The sequence below is a fragment of the Herbaspirillum sp. meg3 genome, assembly GCF_002257565.1.
Lineage (GTDB): Bacteria > Pseudomonadota > Gammaproteobacteria > Burkholderiales > Burkholderiaceae_D > Herbaspirillum.
In genome coordinates this window covers 3,726,334-3,746,201 of sequence record NZ_CP022736.1, presented here as the reverse complement: position 1 = coordinate 3,746,201, position 19,868 = coordinate 3,726,334, and the positions used below count along the sequence as shown (strand labels likewise).

19 protein-coding genes are annotated in these 19,868 nt (G+C 57.5%); 12 read left to right on the top strand and 7 right to left on the bottom strand.

The window, feature by feature from the left end; genetic code table 11:
* Nucleotides 1-6 precede the first annotated feature (6 nt).
* The 4 genes from hmeg3_RS16900 (at nt 7) to ppa (ending at nt 3,905) form a co-directional block, all read left to right on the top strand.
* Entirely contained in the window at nt 7-789 is a 783-nt protein-coding gene (locus tag hmeg3_RS16900) for a uroporphyrinogen-III synthase (RefSeq protein ID WP_094564752.1), read from the top strand.
* A complete protein-coding gene (locus tag hmeg3_RS16895; protein ID WP_094564751.1) occupies nt 786-1,970 on the top strand; it encodes a uroporphyrinogen-III C-methyltransferase in 1,185 nt (394 codons plus the stop codon). Before hmeg3_RS16900 ends, hmeg3_RS16895 begins: the two co-directional genes overlap by 4 nt.
* A 17-nt stretch (nt 1,971-1,987) precedes the next feature.
* Nucleotides 1,988-3,187, top strand: a complete 1,200-nt coding sequence (locus hmeg3_RS16890) for a heme biosynthesis protein HemY (RefSeq protein ID WP_094564750.1) — start codon at nt 1,988-1,990, stop codon at nt 3,185-3,187.
* A gap of 178 nt (nt 3,188-3,365) precedes the next feature.
* Nucleotides 3,366-3,905, top strand: coding sequence for an inorganic diphosphatase (ppa, locus tag hmeg3_RS16885; protein WP_094564749.1), 540 nt, complete (start codon nt 3,366-3,368; stop codon nt 3,903-3,905).
* 99 nt (nt 3,906-4,004) lie between these two features.
* Here ppa and hmeg3_RS16880 read toward each other — a convergent pair whose 3' ends face one another.
* The gene (locus hmeg3_RS16880; protein ID WP_094564748.1) at nt 4,005-5,162 is read right to left on the bottom strand and encodes a GNAT family N-acetyltransferase; all 1,158 of its coding nucleotides are present in this window, start codon (nt 5,160-5,162) and stop codon (nt 4,005-4,007) included.
* A 76-nt stretch (nt 5,163-5,238) separates the two neighbouring features.
* Between hmeg3_RS16880 and hmeg3_RS16875 the strand changes: the two genes are divergently transcribed.
* From hmeg3_RS16875 to hmeg3_RS16860, 4 genes are all read left to right on the top strand, one after another.
* Nucleotides 5,239-6,852: an NAD+ synthase gene (locus hmeg3_RS16875; protein WP_094564747.1), complete on the top strand. Its 1,614-nt coding sequence runs from the start codon at nt 5,239-5,241 to the stop codon at nt 6,850-6,852.
* Nucleotides 6,853-6,961: 109 nt separating this feature from the next.
* Entirely contained in the window at nt 6,962-7,300 is a 339-nt protein-coding gene (locus tag hmeg3_RS16870) for a P-II family nitrogen regulator (protein WP_007881397.1), read from the top strand.
* Between the two features lie 106 nt (nt 7,301-7,406).
* Nucleotides 7,407-8,471, top strand: a complete 1,065-nt coding sequence (locus tag hmeg3_RS16865) for an ABC transporter substrate-binding protein (RefSeq protein WP_157739296.1) — start codon at nt 7,407-7,409, stop codon at nt 8,469-8,471.
* Nucleotides 8,472-8,550: 79 nt separating this feature from the next.
* The gene (locus tag hmeg3_RS16860) at nt 8,551-9,729 is read left to right on the top strand and encodes a PA0069 family radical SAM protein (RefSeq protein WP_094564745.1); all 1,179 of its coding nucleotides are present in this window, start codon (nt 8,551-8,553) and stop codon (nt 9,727-9,729) included.
* Nucleotides 9,730-9,769: 40 nt separating this feature from the next.
* Here hmeg3_RS16860 and hmeg3_RS16855 read toward each other — a convergent pair whose 3' ends face one another.
* The gene (locus hmeg3_RS16855) at nt 9,770-10,771 is read right to left on the bottom strand and encodes an aldo/keto reductase (RefSeq protein ID WP_094564744.1); all 1,002 of its coding nucleotides are present in this window, start codon (nt 10,769-10,771) and stop codon (nt 9,770-9,772) included.
* Between the two features lie 138 nt (nt 10,772-10,909).
* Here hmeg3_RS16855 and hmeg3_RS16850 point away from each other — a divergent pair, with 138 nt between their 5' ends.
* Nucleotides 10,910-11,797 carry a LysR family transcriptional regulator gene (locus hmeg3_RS16850; protein ID WP_094564743.1) on the top strand — a complete coding sequence of 296 codons (888 nt, stop codon included), beginning with the start codon at nt 10,910-10,912 and terminating at the stop codon, nt 11,795-11,797.
* A 44-nt stretch (nt 11,798-11,841) separates the two neighbouring features.
* On the opposite strand, the gene hmeg3_RS16845 is transcribed toward hmeg3_RS16850, so the two are convergent.
* From hmeg3_RS16845 to trxB, 3 genes are all read right to left on the bottom strand, one after another.
* Nucleotides 11,842-12,498, bottom strand: coding sequence for a Smr/MutS family protein (locus hmeg3_RS16845; protein WP_094564742.1), 657 nt, complete (start codon nt 12,496-12,498; stop codon nt 11,842-11,844).
* A 35-nt stretch (nt 12,499-12,533) separates the two neighbouring features.
* A complete protein-coding gene (locus hmeg3_RS16840; RefSeq protein ID WP_157739295.1) occupies nt 12,534-12,842 on the bottom strand; it encodes an I78 family peptidase inhibitor in 309 nt (102 codons plus the stop codon).
* Between the two features lie 94 nt (nt 12,843-12,936).
* Nucleotides 12,937-13,890 carry a thioredoxin-disulfide reductase gene (trxB, locus tag hmeg3_RS16835; RefSeq protein WP_094564740.1) on the bottom strand — a complete coding sequence of 318 codons (954 nt, stop codon included), beginning with the start codon at nt 13,888-13,890 and terminating at the stop codon, nt 12,937-12,939.
* 347 nt (nt 13,891-14,237) lie between these two features.
* On the opposite strand from trxB, the gene hmeg3_RS16830 reads away from it, so the two are divergent.
* Both hmeg3_RS16830 and lolA read left to right on the top strand, forming a co-directional pair.
* Nucleotides 14,238-16,568: a DNA translocase FtsK gene (locus hmeg3_RS16830; RefSeq protein WP_094564739.1), complete on the top strand. Its 2,331-nt coding sequence runs from the start codon at nt 14,238-14,240 to the stop codon at nt 16,566-16,568.
* 81 nt (nt 16,569-16,649) lie between these two features.
* Nucleotides 16,650-17,285 carry an outer membrane lipoprotein chaperone LolA gene (gene lolA, locus hmeg3_RS16825; protein ID WP_094564738.1) on the top strand — a complete coding sequence of 212 codons (636 nt, stop codon included), beginning with the start codon at nt 16,650-16,652 and terminating at the stop codon, nt 17,283-17,285.
* Nucleotides 17,286-17,298: 13 nt separating this feature from the next.
* Here lolA and fdxA read toward each other — a convergent pair whose 3' ends face one another.
* Nucleotides 17,299-17,634: a ferredoxin FdxA gene (gene fdxA, locus hmeg3_RS16820; RefSeq protein WP_094564737.1), complete on the bottom strand. Its 336-nt coding sequence runs from the start codon at nt 17,632-17,634 to the stop codon at nt 17,299-17,301.
* 201 nt (nt 17,635-17,835) lie between these two features.
* Between fdxA and hmeg3_RS16815 the strand changes: the two genes are divergently transcribed.
* Complete coding sequence (locus tag hmeg3_RS16815) at nt 17,836-19,128, top strand: replication-associated recombination protein A (protein ID WP_094564736.1); 1,293 nt, start codon at nt 17,836-17,838, stop codon at nt 19,126-19,128.
* A 22-nt stretch (nt 19,129-19,150) separates the two neighbouring features.
* On the opposite strand, the gene hmeg3_RS16810 is transcribed toward hmeg3_RS16815, so the two are convergent.
* Entirely contained in the window at nt 19,151-19,753 is a 603-nt protein-coding gene (locus hmeg3_RS16810; RefSeq protein WP_094564735.1) for a hypothetical protein, read from the bottom strand.
* Between the last annotated feature and the right edge of the window lie 115 nt (nt 19,754-19,868).

The window sequence follows — 19,868 nt, the reverse complement described above, 5'->3', positions numbered from 1 at the left end:
AGCGCTGTGGCGGATCTCGGTTCCCGACCGGTCGTCATCACACGTCCATTGGCGCAGGCGCAAGCCTTTGCGGGACAAGTCGCGGCGGCAGGCCGCGAGGCTGTGATCTTTCCTTTGCTGGAAATCGCGCCAGTGGCTGACACCAGCGAACTGCAAGCGGTCTTGTCCTCGCTTGATCAGTACGCCCTGGTCGTGTTTGTGAGTCCGAATGCGATCGATGCGGCTTTTCGCTTCATTCCAGCCTGGCCGAACAATGTCGCCATCGGCATCGTTGGTGAGGGCAGCCGGCTGGCGTTGCAGCGCTACGGCGTGGGCGATGACAACGCGACCATCCATGCGCCGCGTAATAGCGAGCGGATGGATTCGGAAGAATTGTTCAAGGCGCTCGACCTCGACGGCTTGCGCGGCAGGCGTGTGCTGATCGTGCGCGGTCAGGCCGGACGCGATTTTTTGACCGACATGTTGCGGGCCGAACGGATCACGGTGGAACATGTGACCGCCTATGAGCGTCTGGAGCCACAGATGGATGCGACAAAAATCACACAATTGCGCACGCTGATCGACGCCGAGAGCGAATGGATCATCACCAGTTCCGAGGCGTTGCGCAACCTGTTGCAGATCACAACGGATGTACTCGGCGCCGAGTGTGTGGTAAAACTACAACGTAACAAAATGATCGTTTCGCACCAGAGGATCGCTGAAACAGCGCGATCGCTGGCTTTCTCCCATGTGACCATGACCGGATCAGGCGACGAACGACTGCTTGCCGCGTTACAATCCCGACCATGAACGAACTGCAATCCTCCCCCGACCAGAACCAGCCGGACGCGAAAGCGGATCCCGGACTGCAGGCGAGCATGGTGCTCCCTTCCTTCACACCATCGGACAACGGCGTCCTGAAAAAGCGCCTGCGACTGCTGACTTTCCTTGTTGTCGTGCTGGCCATCGTGCTGGTGGCGCAATGGTGGATGTCGCATTCCGAAATTCGCGGCCTGCGCGAAGAAGTCGCGCGCCGGCTGCAAACCGGCGACGTCGCCAACACCGAGGTCAAGGGCGTACTCAAGACCGTCCAGGAAAGCACCAAGGAATTGCAAGCCAAGGTCAGCGTCCTCGACAGCAAGCAGGCTGAATCGCAAAGCCAGCAACTGGCGCTGGAACAGCTGTATCAGGATCTCTCCAAAAATCGCGACGACTGGGCCTTGTCTGAAATCGAAGAAGTCTTGTCGACCGCAAGCCAGCAACTGGAACTGGCCGGTAACGTGCAGGGCGCTTTGATCGCACTGGGCAACGCCGACAAGAGCCTGTCGCGCTCGGACAAACCACAATTTATCGCCATCCGCCGTGCCATCGCGCGCGATCAGGATCGTCTGAAAGCACTGCCGACCGTTGACGTGCCCGGCATCGCCGTGCGTCTCGACAGCGTCATTGGCCAGATCGACAGCATGCCTTTGCTGTCCGACGAAAAACCGGTCGTCTCGGTCACCGAGCCGAAGAAGCAACCCATTCGTCAGGCGCCGAAGGCAAGCAGCACCGCCAAGCCAAACGGCAAAGGTCAGCCTGTCGATACCGTACCGGCGAACGACTGGCTGGCGAATGCGCAAGACAAGTGGCAAAGCATCAGCTCGGAAATGTGGACAGAGTTGAAGCAACTGGTTCGCATCCGCAGCGTCGATACACCTGACGCATTACTGTTGTCGCCGACCCAGGCTTACTACGCTCGTGAAAACCTCAAGCTGCGCTTGCTCAATGCGCGCCTGGCGCTGTTGTCACGCAATGAGTTTGCTTTCCGCAACGACCTGAGTGCAGCACAGGACACAATTGCCAAATACTTCGATACCCGCGCCAAGCAAGTGCAGACCACGCAAGCGCTGTTGAAGCAAGTCCAGGGCAGCAACCTGTCGATCCAGATGCCGACGCTCAGCGAAAGCATCAACGCGGTGCGTAATTACAAAAGCCGGCGTACCAATTAAAGCGGCCTAACAGTTATATGCGAATTCTCCTCTGGCTTCTTACCCTGTTTGCCTCCGCCATCGGCCTGGCGGTAGTGGCACGCTTCAATCCCGGCAATGTGGTGCTGTTCTATCCACCATACCGGGTTGACCTGTCGCTGAACTTCTTCCTGCTGGCAGTCATCGTTCTGTTCATCGCCTTGTACGTGTTGATCCGTGCGGTGCGTCTGACGCAAAAACTGCCTGGCCGCGTGATGGCTTATCGCCGTCAAAAGCGCGAAAACGAAGGCAACAAGGCCTTGCGCGATTCTCTGAAAGCCTTCTTTGAAGGCCGCTTCGGTCACGCTGAAAAAGCCGCCACACGTGCCGCCGAACTGCCTGAGAACGCCGGTATCGCCGCGCTGGTCGGCGCTCGTGCTGCACATCGCATGCGCCAGACCGAGCGTCGCGACATCTGGCTGGCCAGCACCGACGGTGACAATGGACTCAAGGCTGCGCGGCTGATGACCAGCCTCGAATTGCTGGTTGATGACCACCAGTTCAAAGCCGCGCTGGAAACCGTCGACGAACTCAATGCCAACGGCACGCGCCATATCCAGGCATTGCAATGGGCGCTCAAGGCGAACCAGCAAGCGAAGAATTGGCCCGAAGTGTTGCGTCTGGTGCAGACGCTGGACAAGCGCAACGCGCTGCATCCGGCCCTGTCCAACCGGCTGCGCGAAATGTCGTACGACGCCTTGCTGTCGGACCGTTCGCACGACGCCGAATCGATCCGCCGTCTGTGGGCCGAGGTGCCGAATGCCGATCGTCTCAAGCCTTTCATCGCTGCACGCGCTGCGCAGGCTTTCAGCAGCCGCGGCCTGCACGATGAAGCACGTACCTTGCTGGAGCGCGCACTGGCCGCAGATTGGGATGATCGCTTGATTCGCGCTTATCGCGAGTCCACGGCAGAAGCGGGTTCACCGGCTTTGCTGGCGCAGATTGAGCGTTGCGAATCCTGGCTGGCAAAGCGTCCTACCGATGCCGAACTGGCATTGACGCTGGGTATGTTCTGCTTGCGTCAAAAACTGTGGGGCAAGGCGCAACGTCATCTGGAACAGGCCTTGTCGGACGCGTTGGAGCCGCGCACGGTGCGTGAATCGCATCTGAGCCTGGCGCAATTGCACGACGCGCTGGATCAGCATGAACAAGCTGCTGCGCATTACAAACAATGTGCATTGGCCACGGCAATTCGCTAAAACTTCATAATTGATATTTGTACAAAATCGCCGCTGCATCCTGACTTGGATCCAGCGGCGATTTTTATTGCCCGGCTTCAAGAGCACGTATATTCAGGCCGGATGTTCTGGCTGATGATCTGAATGCCGTTATAATCTCGGCTTTCCCCATTTCTTCATTTCCTTACGAGAAAGCACCATGAGCCTGAATAACGTCCCGTCCGGCCGCGACCTGCCTAACGACTTCAATGTGATCATTGAGATCCCGATGAACGCCGATCCGATCAAGTACGAAGTGGATAAGGATACCGGCGCGATTTTCGTTGATCGCTTCATGGGCACCGCCATGCACTATCCGTGCAACTATGGCTACATCCCGCAAACACTGTCGGAAGATGGCGACCCGGTCGATGTGCTGGTGATTACACCGTTCCCGCTGTTCCCAGGCGTCGTGGTGCGCTGCCGTCCTATCGGCGTGCTGAAGATGACCGACGAATCCGGTATTGACGCCAAGTTGCTGGCCGTGCCGGTCGACAAGGTGCTGCCGATTTACACGCACTGGCAAAAGCCGGAAGACATGAACGAACTGCGCCTGAAGCAGATCCAGCATTTCTTTGAGCACTACAAGGATCTGGAAAAGGGCAAATGGGTCAAGATCGACGGTTGGGAAGGTCCTGAATCCGCCAAGGCCGAAATCCTGGCTGGCGTCGAAGCCTTCAAGAAGCAACAAGCCAAGTAATCGAGTAATTCCGGCGTTGCCGACAAAAAAGCGCACTCAAGAGTGCGCTTTTTTACGTCCATAGCGCTCACATTATTCGCCTTGTCCGCAGTGGGCGAATCAGCTTTGAGGTGATGTGCGGAAAGGATTACGCTCGTTGAGTTCGCTCAGGTAGTCGTTGATACCGCCTCCTTCGCGTTCGAGGAAGCGTTCCACAGCATCGGCAAACGACGGATGCGCCAGCCAGTGCGCTGACCAGGTTTTTTGCGGCAGAAAGCCGCGCGCCATCTTGTGCTCACCTTGTGCGCCGCCTTCGAACCAGGCGATCTTGTTGGCGATACAAAACTCCAGCGGCTGATAGTAGGCGGTTTCAAAATGCAGGCAGGGGACTTCTTCGAGCGCGCCCCAATAGCGACCGTACAGCGATTGGTGATCATGGATCACCAGCGACGAGGCGATCTCCTTGCCGTCGCGATAGGCAACCGTCAGCAGCAGGTGCTGCGGCATGTCGGCGGCGATGCGCAGGAAGAAATCTAGGTTCAGATAAGGCGTTGAATAGTGGGCCGAATAGGTATGGCGATAGCAACGATGGAAAAAGCGCCAGTCCTTTTCCGTTGCCTCGCCGCCGCTGAAATGGCGGAAAGTCACGCCTGCTTCGGCGACCTTGCGCCGTTCGGCGAGGATATTCTTGCGCTTCTTGCGTTCCAGCGTGGACAGAAACTCGTCGAAGTCGCGATAGCCCTCGTTGTGCCAATGGAATTGCACGCCACTGCGCAGCATGAAGCCGGCTTCGGACAGCGTCGCCGCTTCCGCTTCGGGCGGGTAGAGGATGTGTGTCGAGGACGTCTGCGCGGCACTTTGCAATTCGCTCAACGCCTGCACCAGCGCTTGCCGGGCGGTGTCGTCATGCGCCAGCAAACGTCCCCCGCTCACCGGCGTAAAGGGAATCGCGGACAAGAGCTTGGGGTAGTACGGCAAACCGTGGCGCTCGTACGCTTCAGCCCAGGCCCAGTCGAACACATACTCGCCATAGGAGTGATATTTCAGGTAAAGCGGCAGGGCGGCCTTGAGCTGATCGTCTTGCCAAAGCGTCAGGTATTGCGGTTCCCAGCCGGTGTCTTTGGCGGCCGAGCCGCTTTCATGCAATGCATGCAAGAAGGCATAGGATAAAAAGGGCGTCGCGTCCGGCTGCGCCGCGACCAGCGAATCCCACGGGCTTTGGCCAATTTCGGCCAGAGAAGAAATGATTCGCGTGCGATAATGGACTTCTGCGTTCACTGCGTGCAGCTCCCTGGCATCGGTGTTCTGCCTTTTGTCTTCATCATCATTTTCTTACTCATTCTTACCTGCCATCATGTCAGTCAAAGTCGCCATCGCCCAGATCAACAGCACAGTTGGGGATATTTCGGGCAATCGCAACAAAATCGCCGATTTTTCGCGTCGTGCCGCCGAGCAGGGCGCCGATATCGTCCTTACGCCTGAATTGTCGCTGGTGGGGTACCCACCGGAAGATCTCTTGCTGCGCCAGGCATTCTACGCAAAAACCGAAGAAGCGTTGCAGGCGCTCGCCGCTGAGCTGGCATCATTGAAAGACGTGCATGTCGTGGTCGGTCATCCGACGCTCAAAGATGGTGCACGATTCAACTCAGCATCGATTCTGCTCAACGGCCGCATCACCGGTACCTACAGCAAGCTGGAACTGCCGAACGACAGCGTCTTTGATGAAAAACGCTATTTCACTTCGTCGGAACAGGCGCTGGTATTCGACGTCAAAGGGACTAAGTTCGGTATCAATATTTGCGAAGACACCTGGTTTCCACGTGCTCCCGCATTGGCTAAAGAAGCCGGTGCACAAGTATTGCTGATTCTTAACGGATCACCGTACCACATGAACAAGCAATTGCTGCGCCTGGATGTGATGCGCGCGAATGTGGCCAAACAAGGCATGCCGCTGGTATTTGCCAACCTGGTTGGTGGTCAGGATGAACTGATTTTCGACGGTAATTCCTTCGTCATGGACATCGCCGGCGAACTGGTCGCCAGCCTGGCGCATGCGCAAGAAGATCTGCAACTGATCGAGTTTGACGGCGTGCAAATCCGCAATCCAAAGATGGCGCCGGCGTTGTCTATCGAAGCACAGGTCTATCAGGCCTTGGTGCTGGGCGTGCGCGATTATGTCGGCAAGAATGGTTTTCCGAGTGTGCTGATCGGTTTGTCGGGTGGTGTCGATTCCGCGCTGACGCTGGCTATAGCGGTTGATGCGCTGGGTGCCGACAAGGTGCGCGCAATCATGATGCCGTCGCCTTACACGGCTGACATTTCGTGGCTTGATTCGCGCGATATGGTCGAGCGCATCAAGGTTCGCTACGATGAGATTTCCATCAACGATTGCTTCACCGCTTTCAGAAATACTTTGTCCGAAGAGTTCAAGGGACTCAAGGAAGACACGACGGAAGAAAACATTCAGGCGCGCATTCGCGGCACGCTGCTGATGGCGATGTCCAATAAGTACGGTTCCATCGTCCTCACCACCGGCAACAAGAGTGAGATGGCGGTCGGTTACTGTACGCTCTACGGCGACATGGCAGGCGGCTTTGCGGTGATCAAGGACATCGCCAAGACGCTGGTCTATCGTCTGTGTGCCTACCGCAACAGTGTTTCGCCGGTGATCCCGGAGCGCATCCTGACGCGTCCGCCTTCGGCTGAGCTGCGCCCTGATCAAAAAGATCAGGATTCGCTGCCGCCGTATGAGGTGCTCGACGGCATCATGCAAATGTACATGGAAGAAAACCGCAGCATTGGCGAAATCGAAGCCGCCGGTTATCGTATGGAAGATATCGAACGTATCACGCGCCTGATCAAGATCAACGAATACAAGCGCCGCCAGGCCCCGGTTGGTATTCGTGTGACGCATCGGGCGTTCGGACGTGATTGGCGCTATCCGATCACATCGAGATTTCGTGAGTAATTAGTATTTCAGTACGCGAGGTTTCGGTGCGTGCGTTTGAGTGTGAACGCCAAAAACTTTCATAGATTTAATTCGATTTTTTGCGACATTTTATAAGGAGGGAGTTGTCATGAAGCAAGTCACTGCTATCATCAAACCGTTCAAGTTGGACGAGGTGCGCGAGTCGCTGGCTGAGGTTGGCGTTACTGGTCTCACCGTGACCGAAGTCAAAGGTTTCGGTCGTCAAAAGGGCCACACTGAGCTGTATCGCGGCGCTGAATATGTGGTCGATTTCCTGCCCAAGGTGAAGATCGAAGTTGTCGTCGACAACAGCGTGGTCGAGCCTGTCGTTGACGCCATCATCAAGGCGGCACGTACCGGCAAGATTGGCGACGGCAAAATTTTCGTTCAGGAAGTTGAGCAAGTCATTCGCATCCGTACCGGCGAGACAGGAGCGGAAGCGGTCTAAACCATGAAGGGGAGAGCGCATGCAGGAACGGCATCGAAGTTGTTTGTTTCGAATTTTTCCGGTGCTGTTAGTGTGGTTATTCTCTCCTGCACACGCCGAAACGGGTGTGACCGCTACCCGTATTCTGCTTGGGCAGTCTGCCGGACTGTCCGGGCCTACGGCGCAGATGTCGCGGCAACTGCTCATCGGCGCCAAGGTGTATTTCGACAAGATCAACAAGCAGGGTGGCGTGTATGGTCGGCGCATTGAACTGATCACGCGCGACGATAAGTACACGGCTTCTCTCGCCGCCTACAATACCCGTCAACTCATCGAAAGCGAAAAGGTGTTCGCCTTGTTCGGTTTTGTTGGTTTGCCGACCAGTCAGGCTGCATTTCCCATTGCGGCCAAAGCCAGGATCCCCTTCTTTGCGCCGATGACCGGCGGCACGTTTCTTCATTCCACATCCAGTCGTTATCTCTTCACATTACGCGCCAGCTATGCTGACGAGTTCGCTTATGCCTTGCACCAACTCAGTTGCGTCGGCTTGCGTAAGTTCGCGCTGGTGTATCAACGCGACCAATACGGGATGGCAGTCAAGCATGCCGCCGAAAGCAAGGCCAAGGCCGAAGCAGTCGACCTGATCAGTGTCGACATTGATGCGGATGTGATGAATCTTGAACCGGTCGTCGACAAAATACTTGCTGCGCACAGCGACGTCGTGATGCTGCTCAGTGGGAACTATCTCATCAGTGCTCATATCGTCCGAGCCCTGCGCTCCAGAGGATTTCTGGGGCGGTTTTACGGCAGCTCGTTTGTCGGGCACAAAGCCCTGGCGGAAGAGCTTGGCGATCTTGCTCGTGGCCTGCTGGTCACGCAGGTGGTGCCGTTCCCGTGGCGCGTTTCCATGCCGTTGGTAGCGGAATACCGCAAAAACATGTCTGAAGCAGGTTATGAAGATCTGACTTTCAGCAGTCTCGAAGGCTACATCGCCGCGCGCGTGCTGGTGGAAGGTTTGCAGCGGGCGAGACGCGACCTGACGCGCGAGAAATTGATTCGCGCGCTGGAGAGCATCAATGCCCGCAACTACAACGGTGGCGGTCATGCGATCAATTTTTCCCAGCGCAATCACAACGCCTCCTCGTACGTGGATATGGCGACCATGACCACCGGGGCACGCTTTTTGAACTGAATATTGCGAACGGGCGCATAGCATTTTATTGATACGATATACTGTATATTTATACAGTATATTATATTGAAGGATCGCCATGGCAAAGTCAACTTACCGACCGGTGCCGCTGCAGACAACACGCACGCTGGAGAGCGCCGGCGAGACGTTTTCGCAGGTATTCGATGCGCGCAAGGGCCGCGGTGCCGTCAGTAACATCCAGGGCCGTTATGAAACCCAGCAACGCGTAGGATTTGACGATGGTTGGGGTACAGGTGAAGAAGGTGACGCCGATGGAGAAGCAGGTGCGCTGCGCACCGTCGTCACGGAAGAAGTCGCCAAGACCATCATCAGCCGCAACAAGTCCCCTGACTTGCCTTTCAATGTGTCGCTCAATCCCTACCGGGGTTGTGAGCACGGTTGCGTGTACTGCTTCGCTCGCCCTACGCATGCCTATCTGGGTTTGTCGCCGGGGCTGGATTTTGAGAGCCGGATTTTCGCCAAGGTGAATGCACCGGAGTTGCTGCGCAAGGAGCTGGCAAAGCCGTCTTATGTTGCAGAGACCATCACCGTCGGCATTAATACGGATGCCTACCAGCCCTGCGAGCGCGAGCTGCAGATTACCCGGCGCATTTTGCAGGTACTCGACGAATGCCGTCACCCGGCGGCGCTGATCACCAAGTCTTCGTTGATAGAGCGCGACGTGGATATTCTTGCGGCCATGGCCTCGCGGCGCCAGGTGATTGCGGCAGTGACCATTGCGACGCTCGATCCGGCACTGGCGCGCAAGCTGGAGCCTCGTGCAGCAACCCCGACACGGCGTCTGCGGGTGATCCGTACCTTGGCCGATGCCGGTATTCCGGTCAGCGTCAGCATTGCACCGATTATTCCCTTTATCAACGAACCTGAATTGGAAAGCATCGTTGAGGCGGCTGCTGACGCGGGTGCGCATCGTGCCGGCTATACTGTGTTGCGCTTGCCTTGGGAGGTCAATCCCCTGTTTCAGCAGTGGTTGCTGACGCATTTTCCCGATCGCGCCAATCGCGTGATGAATCGCATCCGCGAGATGCGCGGCGGCAAAGACAACGACTCGGATTTTGCGACGCGCATGCGTGGTGAGGGCGTCTGGGCGGATCTGATTCGTCAGCGTTTTGACAAGGCGGTACAGCGTAGCGCCATGCATCAGCGCGGGTGGTTTGACATGCTCGATGCGTCGCAATTCATTCCACCTGCGCGTCCGCCGCGAGTATCGCTATCCGGCCAGTTCAATCTCTTCTGATCGGTTCCGGCCGGAAGCAAAGCTTGATGGATCTTGCTGCTTATTTTTCGCTGTCCAGATGCGCCATCGCGTAGGCGGCATAGCGATCACCCGCTGCGGCGCCGGCGGGAATGGCTTCTTCGATGCGTGCCAGATCCTGTGTTGTCAGCGTGAGTTTCAATGCGCCCAACGATTCAGCAAGACGTTCCGGACGGCGCGCACCGACCAGCGGCACGATATCGCTGCCTTGCGCCAGTACCCAGGCAATGGCGACCTGCGCCGGCGTGGCTTGTTTGTCGGCGGCAACGGCGCGCAGCACCTCGATCAGCGATAGGTTGTGCTTGAGATTGTCGCCGGAAAAACGCGGGTTGGTGCTGCGGAAGTCATTGGCTGCGAGTTGACGCGACGGATCCCAATGGCCGCTGATCAGACCGCGCGACAACACGCCATAAGCGGTGATGCCGATACCCAGTTCGCGGCAAGTCGGCAGGATGTCTTTTTCTATGCCGCGCGAGATCAGTGAATACTCAATTTGCAGATCGGCAATGGGATGGACTGCATGTGCGCGGCGCAATGTTTCTGCACCTACCTCCGACAGGCCGATATGGCGTACGCGACCGGTTTTGACTTCTTCCGCGATGGCACCGACGGTATCTTCAATCGGCACATTTGGATCGAGACGTGCAGGGCGGTAGATGTCGATGTGGTCAGTGCCAAGGCGGCGCAGCGTATACGCGAGGAAATTCTTGACCGCGGCCGGACGATTGTCCATGCCGACCCAGTTACCGCCGGCATCGCGCATGGCGCCGAATTTGACGCTGATGAGCGCATTGTCGCGCTTGCTTCCAGCGCCGTGCAGTGCATCGCGAATCAGCATTTCATTGTGACCCATGCCGTAGAAGTCGCCGGTATCGAGCAGCGTGACGCCGGCTTCCAGCGCGGCGTGGATGGTGGCGATGCCGTCTTGCTCATTGGCCGGGCCGTAGAGATCCGACATGCCCATGCAGCCCAGACCGAGCGCCGAAGAGACGAGGCCGTTACGGCCGAGAGTACGTTTTTCCATGGTGTTTCTTCCCGTCAATAAAGTGGTGCGCTTGTCTGGCGACATGCCTGAGCGCTTGGATCGTATTATTGGGATTATTCTTTTTCGAATAAATAGCGTTAAAATGATTTCTTTATTCGAAAATGGATAATTATAAAAATGGACCGTCTTCAGGCTATGGAAGTGTTCGTGCGCGTCGCCGAACTGGGAAGCTTCAGCAAGACCGCCGAGCAGATGGGTTTGCCCGCGGCCACCGTGACCAATGCGATCCAATCCGTTGAGAAACGCGTGGGCGTTCGCCTGTTGCAACGAACCACGCGCAAGGTGACGCTGACCGACGATGGCGCCGCCTATCTGGAGCGCTGCCAACGTCTGCTGGCGGAATTTCAGGACGTGGAAAACCTCTTCGACCGCGAACAGCCGCAAGGCATCGTGCGCGTGGATTTGCCGGAACGCCTGGCGCACAAGGTGGTGATTCCGCAATTGCCGGCATTCTTTGCCCGTTATCCGGACATCCGATTGAAGCTTAATGCCAGCGATCGCTTCGTCGATCTGGTCGGCGAGGGCGTCGATTGCGTGGTGCGGGTGGGTATCCTGAGCGATTCGACGCTGATCGCGCGCAATATCGGCTCGATGGAGCAGATTACTTACGCCTCGAAAACCTATCTTGATCGACATGGCCGTCCGCACACGCTGGCGGAGCTGGACAAGCACACGATGATTAACTATTTCTCCAGCCGCACCGGTCGCGATTTGCCGTGGGAATACATGCAGAACGGCGAGCTAAAAACCTTGAAGCTGCAAGGGCAGGTGTCGGTGGCGAGTTCCGAAGCCTATATGGCGTGCTGTCTGGCGGGATTGGGCATCGTGCAGGCGCCGCGTTTCGGCGTGGAGGATTTGCTGGAGCAGGGTGTGCTGGAAGAAGTGCTGCCGGCATTCAAGCCGCCGCCTATGCCGGTATCAATCGTGTATTCGCACAACCGGCACTTGTCGCCGCGCGTGCGCGCTTTCGTCGACTGGCTGGCGGAGATGTTGAAAATACGCTGAATCTGTCTGGCGCCAAAGCAGCGTAGTAGAAGCAGAAGCAGCGTTTAGCCCGCATTGGTTGGCGTGCTCGATTGCAGCAACACGACCAGCGCGCCCGAACCGCCGTCAGCCGGACGTGCCTGACAGAAGGCAATGACTTCATCCTTCTGCGCCAGCCAGTTGCGCACTTTTTGTTTCAGCACCGGTTCCTTGTTGACCGAACCGAGTCCTTTGCCGTGGATAATGCGCACGCAGCGCTGGCCGCGGCGGCGCGCCTGACGCAAAAATTCTCCGAGTGCTTCCCGTGCTTCATCGCGGCGCAAGCCATGCAGATCAAGTTGATTCTGAATCACCCAATGACCACGGCGCAGCTTGCTGAGCACGTCGCTGCCTACGCCGGGCCGGGCGAAACTCAGGTTTTCATCGCTATTGAGCAGCGTGTCGAAGGTGAACTCGTCGGAAAGCGACTCCATGAGCGCCGCTTGTTCGTCGGCGATGTGATGGCGTGCAATCGGCAATGGCGGTGGTGGCGTGAGGCTGGCTTTTTCACTGCTGCGCAGTGGCGCAACCTTGCCGATACTGTCACGAAAAATGTTGGCTTCTTCGCGCAGACGCTGTTCGGCACGCAGGCGTTCCGCTTCTTCTTTGGCGCGCAACTCTTCCTGCGCTTGCAAGTCCTTGCGCAGGGATCGGAGTGAAGAAAAGTCTTTGAACGTGGTCATGGCGGGACAGACGCTTCGGATGCAATGTAGACAGATCAGCCGCAGGAGATGCGGATGATGATTCTATTGTCGTCGGTATAGAGATTGAGACGCTGCAGATTGTAATCCATGGTCGCAACGTCGCGCGGGCCGAGTGTCCTCGCACTGCTTGCTCCGGCCTTTGTCTGCGCTTGTTGCTGGAGCCCTGCGTCGGCAGCGCGCCCGATCAGGTCTTGAACGGCAGCGGCGTCACAAGCCGAGGCAGACGTGGATGAAGGCGACGCACGGTTAATGTGGGTCTCCGTACAAGCCGACAGCGTCAGTAGCGAGACAAGCACGGCGGCATATAGTGGGCGCAGCGGCATCATCCTATCCTTCTGAAGTGAACAAACCGCCCGATGGGCGGCTTGTTCAGTGTTGACGCACTTCAACTCAGCTTCAATTCAACTTCAACCCGATTTATTCCAGACCTTCCAGATAACGCTGGGCATCGAGCGCAGCCATGCAGCCGGTACCGGCGCTGGTGATGGCCTGGCGATAGATGTGATCCTGCACATCGCCGGCAGCGAACACACCGTTGATACTGGTGGCGGTGGCGAAGCCTTCGAGACCGGTGCGGGTCTTGATGTAGCCGTTATGCATATCGAGTTGGCCGTCGAAAATACCGGTGTTGGGCTTGTGGCCGATCGCGATGAACAAACCGTGCAAAGTGATCGGCGTAACGCTGCCGTCTTGTGTCGATTTGATTTTGATGCCGGTCACGCCGCTGTCGTCGCCGATGACTTCATCGAGGGTGTGGTGCCATTTGATATCGATCTTGCCTTCGGTGACTTTGTGCAGAAGGCGATCAATCAGGATAGGCTCGGCACGGAACTTGTCGCGGCGATGGATGATGGTGACCTTGCTGGCGATGTTCGACAGGTACAGCGCTTCTTCCACGGCAGTGTTGCCGCCGCCGACCACGGCGACTTCCTTGCCGCGATAGAAGAAGCCGTCGCAGGTTGCGCAAGCTGACACGCCTTTGCCCATGAAAGCTTCTTCCGAAGGCAGGCCGAGGTATTGCGCCGATGCGCCGGTGGCAATGATCAGGGCATCACAGGTGTACTCGCCGGAGTCGCCGATCAGGCGGAACGGTTTTTCCGACAATTTGGTCGTGTGGATGTGATCGAAAATGATTTCAGTATTGAAACGTTCTGCATGTTGCAGCAGACGTTGCATCAGTTCCGGACCTTGCACGCCCATCGGGTCGCCCGGCCAGTTTTCGACGTCGGTGGTGGTCATCAGTTGGCCGCCTTGCTCGACGCCGGTGATCAGCACCGGATTGAGGTTGGCGCGCGCTGCGTAGACGGCGGCGCTGTAGCCGGCGGGGCCGGAACCGAGAATCAAAACCTTGGCGTGTTTGGACGTGGTCATAAAATACTCTTAGTGAACTGAACAGAAGTAGACGCAGCAACAACATCAAGTACATGATGTCGGTCTGCTGAATTTCAATGCATGGCAAGGAGGCCGGAGGCCGCCGATAGCGGCTCTGCGCGGCTTGTACGGCTTATGTTGCCGTTTGCCCTATATTGCGCTGCAAAACGGTTAAGATTATAGACGAACAGCCGGACCGGCCTGATGGAATTACGCTATCCATTCAATAGGGCCGGAACGACGCAATCTGCGGGTGATTTCCGCGAGCCGCTTTTCTGGCCGGTAATCGCCGTTACAATGTCGTCTGAGTTTCAAAAATGCATTAGAAGTGCGCCAGATAAAGATTTATGACCAAAACCAGCCAAGCCTACACCCGTACGACCAAAGCCGCCGAAGCGCCACCGCTGCCCAGCAGGCTGGTGCGCCTGCTCTACGAAGCACGCTGGCTGGCCATGGCGACCTTGTTTGCCTACCTTGCCATCATCCTGCTGACTTATTCGCGTAACGACCCCGGTTGGTCGGTGGCCAATACCGTGCCCCATCTGCACAACTGGGGCGGTCGCATCGGCGCCTGGCTGGCGGATCTGATGCTTTATATTTTTGGTATGTCGGCATGGTGGTGGTGCGTGTTGCTGGCGCATTCCATCTGGCGCAGCTACCGCAAACTGGCGAACCGTTTTCTGGTGCAGAAGCAGGCAGAGCCTGAACATCATCAGGAAGGTCTGATCCGCGCCATCGGCTTTGTGTTCCTGCTGGCAGGCAGTCTTGGTATCGAATACATGCGCATGTATTCGATGAAGGCGCCAATGCCGCGTGCACCGGGTGGTGTGCTGGGTGAAATGATCGGTAGCGCGGCGCAATCGTCGCTGGGTTTTACCGGTGCGACGCTGCTGTTGCTGTTGTTGTTCGGACTGGGCTTCAGCCTGTTCTTCCATGTGTCCTGGCTGGCCGCGGTGGAACGCATTGGCGGCGCCATCGAAGACGGTATTTTCTGGATTCGCAATTTTTATTCCGCGCGCGAAGACCGCAAGGTCGGCCACGTTGCCGCCGTCAAGCGCGAAGAAGTCGTGGTGCAGGAACGCGCCAAGATCGTCGAAGCGCCGCCGATCCGTATCGAGCCGCAAGTCGTGGCGGTGCCCAAGTCCGAGCGCATCGAGAAAGAACGTCAAACCAGCCTGTTCCAGGATATCGACTCCAGCCTGCCGCCCTTGTCGCTGCTGGATGAGGCGCCGCCGGCACAGCAGACGGTCACCGTCGAGACGCTGGAATTCACCAGCCGCCTGATCGAGAAGAAGCTCTCCGACTTCGGCGTGGAAGTGAAGGTCGTTGCCGCCTATCCAGGCCCGGTGATTACCCGTTACGAAATTGAACCTGCCACCGGCGTCAAGGGTAGCCAGATCGTCGGCCTGGCGCGCGACCTGGCGCGTTCGCTGTCGCTGACATCGATCCGCGTGGTGGAAGTTATTCAAGGCAAGAATTTCATGGGCCTGGAGCTGCCGAACCCCAAGCGCCAGATCGTGCGCCTGACTGAAATTCTCGGCTCCAAGGTTTATAACGACAGCCATTCCAGCCTGACGGTGGCGCTCGGTAAAGACATCGCCGGCAATCCGGTCGTGGCCGACCTCGCCAAGATGCCTCACTTGCTGGTTGCGGGTACGACCGGTTCCGGCAAGTCGGTGGGTATCAACGCAACGATCCTGTCGCTGCTGTACAAATCGACGCCGAAACAGGTACGCCTGATTCTGATCGATCCGAAGATGCTGGAACTCTCGATCTACGAAGGCATCCCGCATCTGCTGGCGCCGGTCGTGACCGACATGCGACAGGCTGGCCATGCGCTGAACTGGGCCGTGGCCGAAATGGAACGCCGCTACAAGCGCATGTCCAAGCTGGGTGTGCGTAACCTCGCCGGTTACAACCAGAAGATCGCCGACGCCGAAAAGCGCGGCGAAAAGATCCCTAATCCATTCAGCCTGACACCGGACGCGCCGGAGCCGCTGGAACAGCTCGAAACCATCGTCATCATCATCGACGAATTGGCTGATCTGATGATGGTGGTCGGCAAGAAGGTGGAAGAACTGATCGCCCGTATCGCACAAAAGGCACGCGCGGCCGGTATTCACTTGATTCTGGCTACGCAGCGTCCATCGGTTGATGTCATCACCGGCCTGATCAAGGCCAACGTGCCGACACGGATTGCTTTCCAGGTCAGCAGCAAGATCGACTCGCGCACGATTCTCGACCAGATGGGCGCGGAAGCGCTGCTCGGCATGGGTGACATGCTGTACATGCCGCCGGGGACCGGTTTGCCGATCCGGGTGCATGGCGCCTTTGTTTCCGATGAAGAGGTCCACCGCGTGGTTGACCATCTGAAAGAGCAGGGGGAACCGAATTACATCGAGGGCATCCTAGAAGGAGGTGTTGCCGACGATGCCGAAGGGGCCATCGGCGGTGGCGCTGCGGGCGGCAGTGAAGGCGATGAGCTCTATGATCAGGCCGTTGCTGTCGTGCTGAAAAACCGCCGGGCATCGATTTCTCTGGTGCAACGTCATTTGCGCATCGGTTACAACCGTGCAGCGCGTCTGCTGGAGCAGATGGAGCAAAGCGGTCTGGTATCGACCATGCAATCGAACGGCAATCGCGAAATCCTCGTGCCGGCAGGAAATACCTCGGAATAATCTATGCAAACAACAAGACAAGAAACAACGCAAGAAGTAGCACAAGAAGCAGTGCAAGACCAACGATCCGCTTTACCTCGCATGAAGAAATGGCAACTCGCTGCTGCGGTGGCGGGTTTGAGCGCAGCGCTGTTTTCCGCGCAGGCTTCGGCGAGCGCGCTGGAGCAGTTCAAGCAATTTGTCTCGTCGACGCAATCGGCCAAAGGCCAGTTCGTGCAGCGTCTGGTCAAGACCGACAGCGGCACGGTCAAGGTCTCCAATACGTCCAGTGGCACTTTTGTGTTTTCGCGTCCGGGTAAATTCATCTGGACCTATCAGAAGCCGTATGAGCAAGTCTTGCAAGCCGATGGCGACAAGCTGTTCATCTACGACAAGGACTTGAATCAGGTCACTACCAAAAAGCTGGGCAATGCGCTCGGCTCGTCGCCTGCTGCGATTCTGTTCGGCAGCAACGATCTGGAAAAGAATTTCACGCTGAAAGAGGGCGGCGCCAAGGATGGCATGGAATGGCTGGAAGCCACGCCCAAGAGCAAGGATACGACCTTCGATCGTATCGGAATCGGTTTGAAGGATGGTGTGCCGCAAGCGATGGAGCTGCGCGATTCGTTCGGTCAGACGTCGCTGCTGTCGTTCACGAACTTTGAAAAGAATCCGCCGCTCAAGGCCACCAGCTTCACTTTCGTCGTGCCCAAGGGCGCCGACGTGTTCAACAACTGATCAGCTTGTTATCTCAGGTCGACATCTTGAGCATGTCGATCTTGCCTTCCACATCGCGCCATTGCTCGTGATCCGGCATCGGTGCCTGTGCCTGGGTAATCGGCTTCCAACCTGGATGCTTGGCCAGCTTTGCATTCAGATCGGTGAAATGCTTCAAGGCGTCGGGCAGATCGGTTTCGTTATAGATCGCGCCGACCGGGCACTCCGGCACGCACATCGAGCAATCGATGCAGCCGTCCGGATCAATCGCCAGGAAGTTGGGCCCTTCGACAAAACAATCCATGGGACAGACGCTGACGCAGTCGGTGTATTTGCAGGCGATGCAGGAATCAGTGACAACAAAAGGCATGAGCAGAAACGCCCTTGGGCGTGGAAGTGATGTAAGCAGAATGGCAAGTCCGATGTATTGCCGTACTGACGCGGTTTAAAACCGCCGCATACCAGCGAACCCGGCAGGATTCTAGCATCTGAGCCGATGTGCTGCTGCCGGATCGGTTAGACTAGCGATCCTGCGATCCGCGCAATCTTAACTCTCCATTTTTACAACCGCATGAATTCTGCGCCGTTAGCCGAACGTCTCCGCCCGCATTCCTTTGACGATGTCATCGGCCAGCAGCATTTGCTCGGTGCAGGCAAGCCGCTGCGCGTGGCCTTCGAATCGGGCGAGCCGCATTCGATGATTCTGTGGGGGCCGCCGGGCGTCGGCAAGACCACGCTGGCGCGCATCATGGCGGACAGTTTCAATGCCGAATTCATCGCCTTGTCGGCGGTGTTGTCGGGCGTCAAAGATATCCGCGAAGCCGTGGAGCGCGCACAGGTCACACGCGCCAATTCCGGCCGTCGCACGATCTTGTTCGTCGACGAAGTGCATCGCTTCAACAAGAGCCAGCAAGATGCTTTCCTGCCGCACGTCGAGAGTGGTTTGTTCACCTTCATCGGCGCGACGACTGAAAATCCATCCTTCGAAGTCAACGGCGCGCTGTTGTCGCGGGCGGCCGTCTACGTGCTCAAGTCCTTGACGGAAGATGACCTCGGCGCGCTGATCGATCGCGCCTGCCGCGATGAGCTGGATGGTTTGCAATTCGAACCGGAAGCAAAAGAAATGCTGATCGCCAGCGCCGATGGCGATGGCCGCAAGCTGCTCAACAATCTCGAAATCGTGGCGCGTGCCGCGCAGGCGAAAAACGTCGGCATCGTCGGTCCTGAAGTGTTGGCGGAATGCCTGGGGGATGCTTTGCGCCGTTTCGACAAAGGCGGCGATGCTTTCTATGACCAGATTTCCGCGTTGCATAAATCGGTGCGCGGCTCCAGTCCTGACGGCGCTTTGTATTGGTTGACGCGCATGCTCGATGGCGGCACCGACCCGCGCTATCTGGCGCGTCGGATTGTGCGTATGGCGTGGGAAGATATCGGCCTGGCCGATCCGCGCGCCATGACCATCGCCAATGACGCTGCCGCCACGTACGAACGTCTCGGCTCACCCGAAGGGGAGCTGGCCTTGGCGCAGGCGGTGATTTATCTCGCGATTGCAGCCAAGAGCAATGCCGGCTACATGGCCTACAACCAGGCGCGTGCGTTTGTCGCCAAAGACAAGTCGCGCGGCGTACCCGAACATCTGCGCAATGCGCCGACAAAACTGATGAAGGAACTGGGTTACGGCAAGCTGTATCGCTACGCCCATGATGAGCCCGAAGGCTATGCTGCGGGTGAAACCTATCTGCCGGACGGGATTCCCGATCCGCATTGGTATCAGCCGGTGCCGCGTGGCCTGGAAGCCAAGATCGGCGACAAGATGGCGCATCTGCGTGATCTTGATCGGGAATATAAAAAGAACAATAAGTAAGCGCCTGGCGGCTCTTCGGTGATCACGCTGCTGGAATCGCCTTTTTCCAAACCTCGAACGTGCCTTCCATCGCACCCATGGCGCTGATCACTGCGTTGTAGGTCGCATCGTTGTCGTAGCCCGGCAGCTTCACCTTGAACTCTTCCATCAGACCTTCCAATCCCGGCGTGTCATTGGGCAGGCGGATGCCGCCCTTGGTGGTGGCAATCATCCAGTAAGGCATCGGCAGGAAATCGTCGCCGATGGTGATGACGATGCGGTTAATGTCTTGCCAGGCGATGCTTTCCAGCTCGGTGCCGGCGCGCGAGGTCTTGATGAACTCTTCGTCGAATGCAACCGTCATCGGTTTGGCGCGCGCGGCGGCGCGGCGTGCGGGGCGCAGGTCAGCAGCGGTCGGTCCGGCATTGATCTTCCATTTGGTCGATTCCGGCGTCGGGAACAGGCGATTCTTGACGCGCTGGCCGAAGGCGAACATGGCGCCGAAACTGAGACCGGTCAGCACGCCGTAGCCCAAGCTGGAGCCGGTCAGCGCGAATTGCGAACCTGCCCAGATGGCGCAGCAGGCGGCAAGGGCGAAACCGATAATGTAGGCGAATAACGGCGGCTGCGAAGGCGTGTCGGACATGGCGCGTTCCTGTGATGGTCTTGCGGTGTAATGGAGCGATTGGCGGCAATGGTAACGCAGGCAGGAGCGTCGTTGATCACGGTTGATGCTATTTTTACCGCATTATTTCCCTCAA

Bases quoted from the DNA above. Each gene is read 5' to 3' on its own strand.
- hmeg3_RS16895 (WP_094564751.1), top strand. From the start codon at position 786: ATGAACGAACTGCAATCCTCCCCCGACCAGAACCAGCCGGACGCGAAA.
- hmeg3_RS16890 (WP_094564750.1), top strand. From the start codon at position 1,988: ATGCGAATTCTCCTCTGGCTTCTTACCCTGTTTGCCTCCGCCATCGGC.
- ppa (WP_094564749.1), top strand. From the start codon at position 3,366: ATGAGCCTGAATAACGTCCCGTCCGGCCGCGACCTGCCTAACGACTTC.
- hmeg3_RS16875 (WP_094564747.1), top strand. From the start codon at position 5,239: ATGTCAGTCAAAGTCGCCATCGCCCAGATCAACAGCACAGTTGGGGAT.
- hmeg3_RS16870 (WP_007881397.1), top strand. From the start codon at position 6,962: ATGAAGCAAGTCACTGCTATCATCAAACCGTTCAAGTTGGACGAGGTG.
- hmeg3_RS16860 (WP_094564745.1), top strand. From the start codon at position 8,551: ATGGCAAAGTCAACTTACCGACCGGTGCCGCTGCAGACAACACGCACG.
- hmeg3_RS16855 (WP_094564744.1), bottom strand. From the start codon at position 10,771: ATGGAAAAACGTACTCTCGGCCGTAACGGCCTCGTCTCTTCGGCGCTC.
- hmeg3_RS16850 (WP_094564743.1), top strand. From the start codon at position 10,910: ATGGACCGTCTTCAGGCTATGGAAGTGTTCGTGCGCGTCGCCGAACTG.
- hmeg3_RS16845 (WP_094564742.1), bottom strand. From the start codon at position 12,498: ATGACCACGTTCAAAGACTTTTCTTCACTCCGATCCCTGCGCAAGGAC.
- hmeg3_RS16840 (WP_157739295.1), bottom strand. From the start codon at position 12,842: ATGCCGCTGCGCCCACTATATGCCGCCGTGCTTGTCTCGCTACTGACG.
- trxB (WP_094564740.1), bottom strand. From the start codon at position 13,890: ATGACCACGTCCAAACACGCCAAGGTTTTGATTCTCGGTTCCGGCCCC.
- hmeg3_RS16830 (WP_094564739.1), top strand. From the start codon at position 14,238: ATGACCAAAACCAGCCAAGCCTACACCCGTACGACCAAAGCCGCCGAA.
- lolA (WP_094564738.1), top strand. From the start codon at position 16,650: ATGAAGAAATGGCAACTCGCTGCTGCGGTGGCGGGTTTGAGCGCAGCG.
- fdxA (WP_094564737.1), bottom strand. From the start codon at position 17,634: ATGCCTTTTGTTGTCACTGATTCCTGCATCGCCTGCAAATACACCGAC.
- hmeg3_RS16815 (WP_094564736.1), top strand. From the start codon at position 17,836: ATGAATTCTGCGCCGTTAGCCGAACGTCTCCGCCCGCATTCCTTTGAC.
- hmeg3_RS16810 (WP_094564735.1), bottom strand. From the start codon at position 19,753: ATGTCCGACACGCCTTCGCAGCCGCCGTTATTCGCCTACATTATCGGT.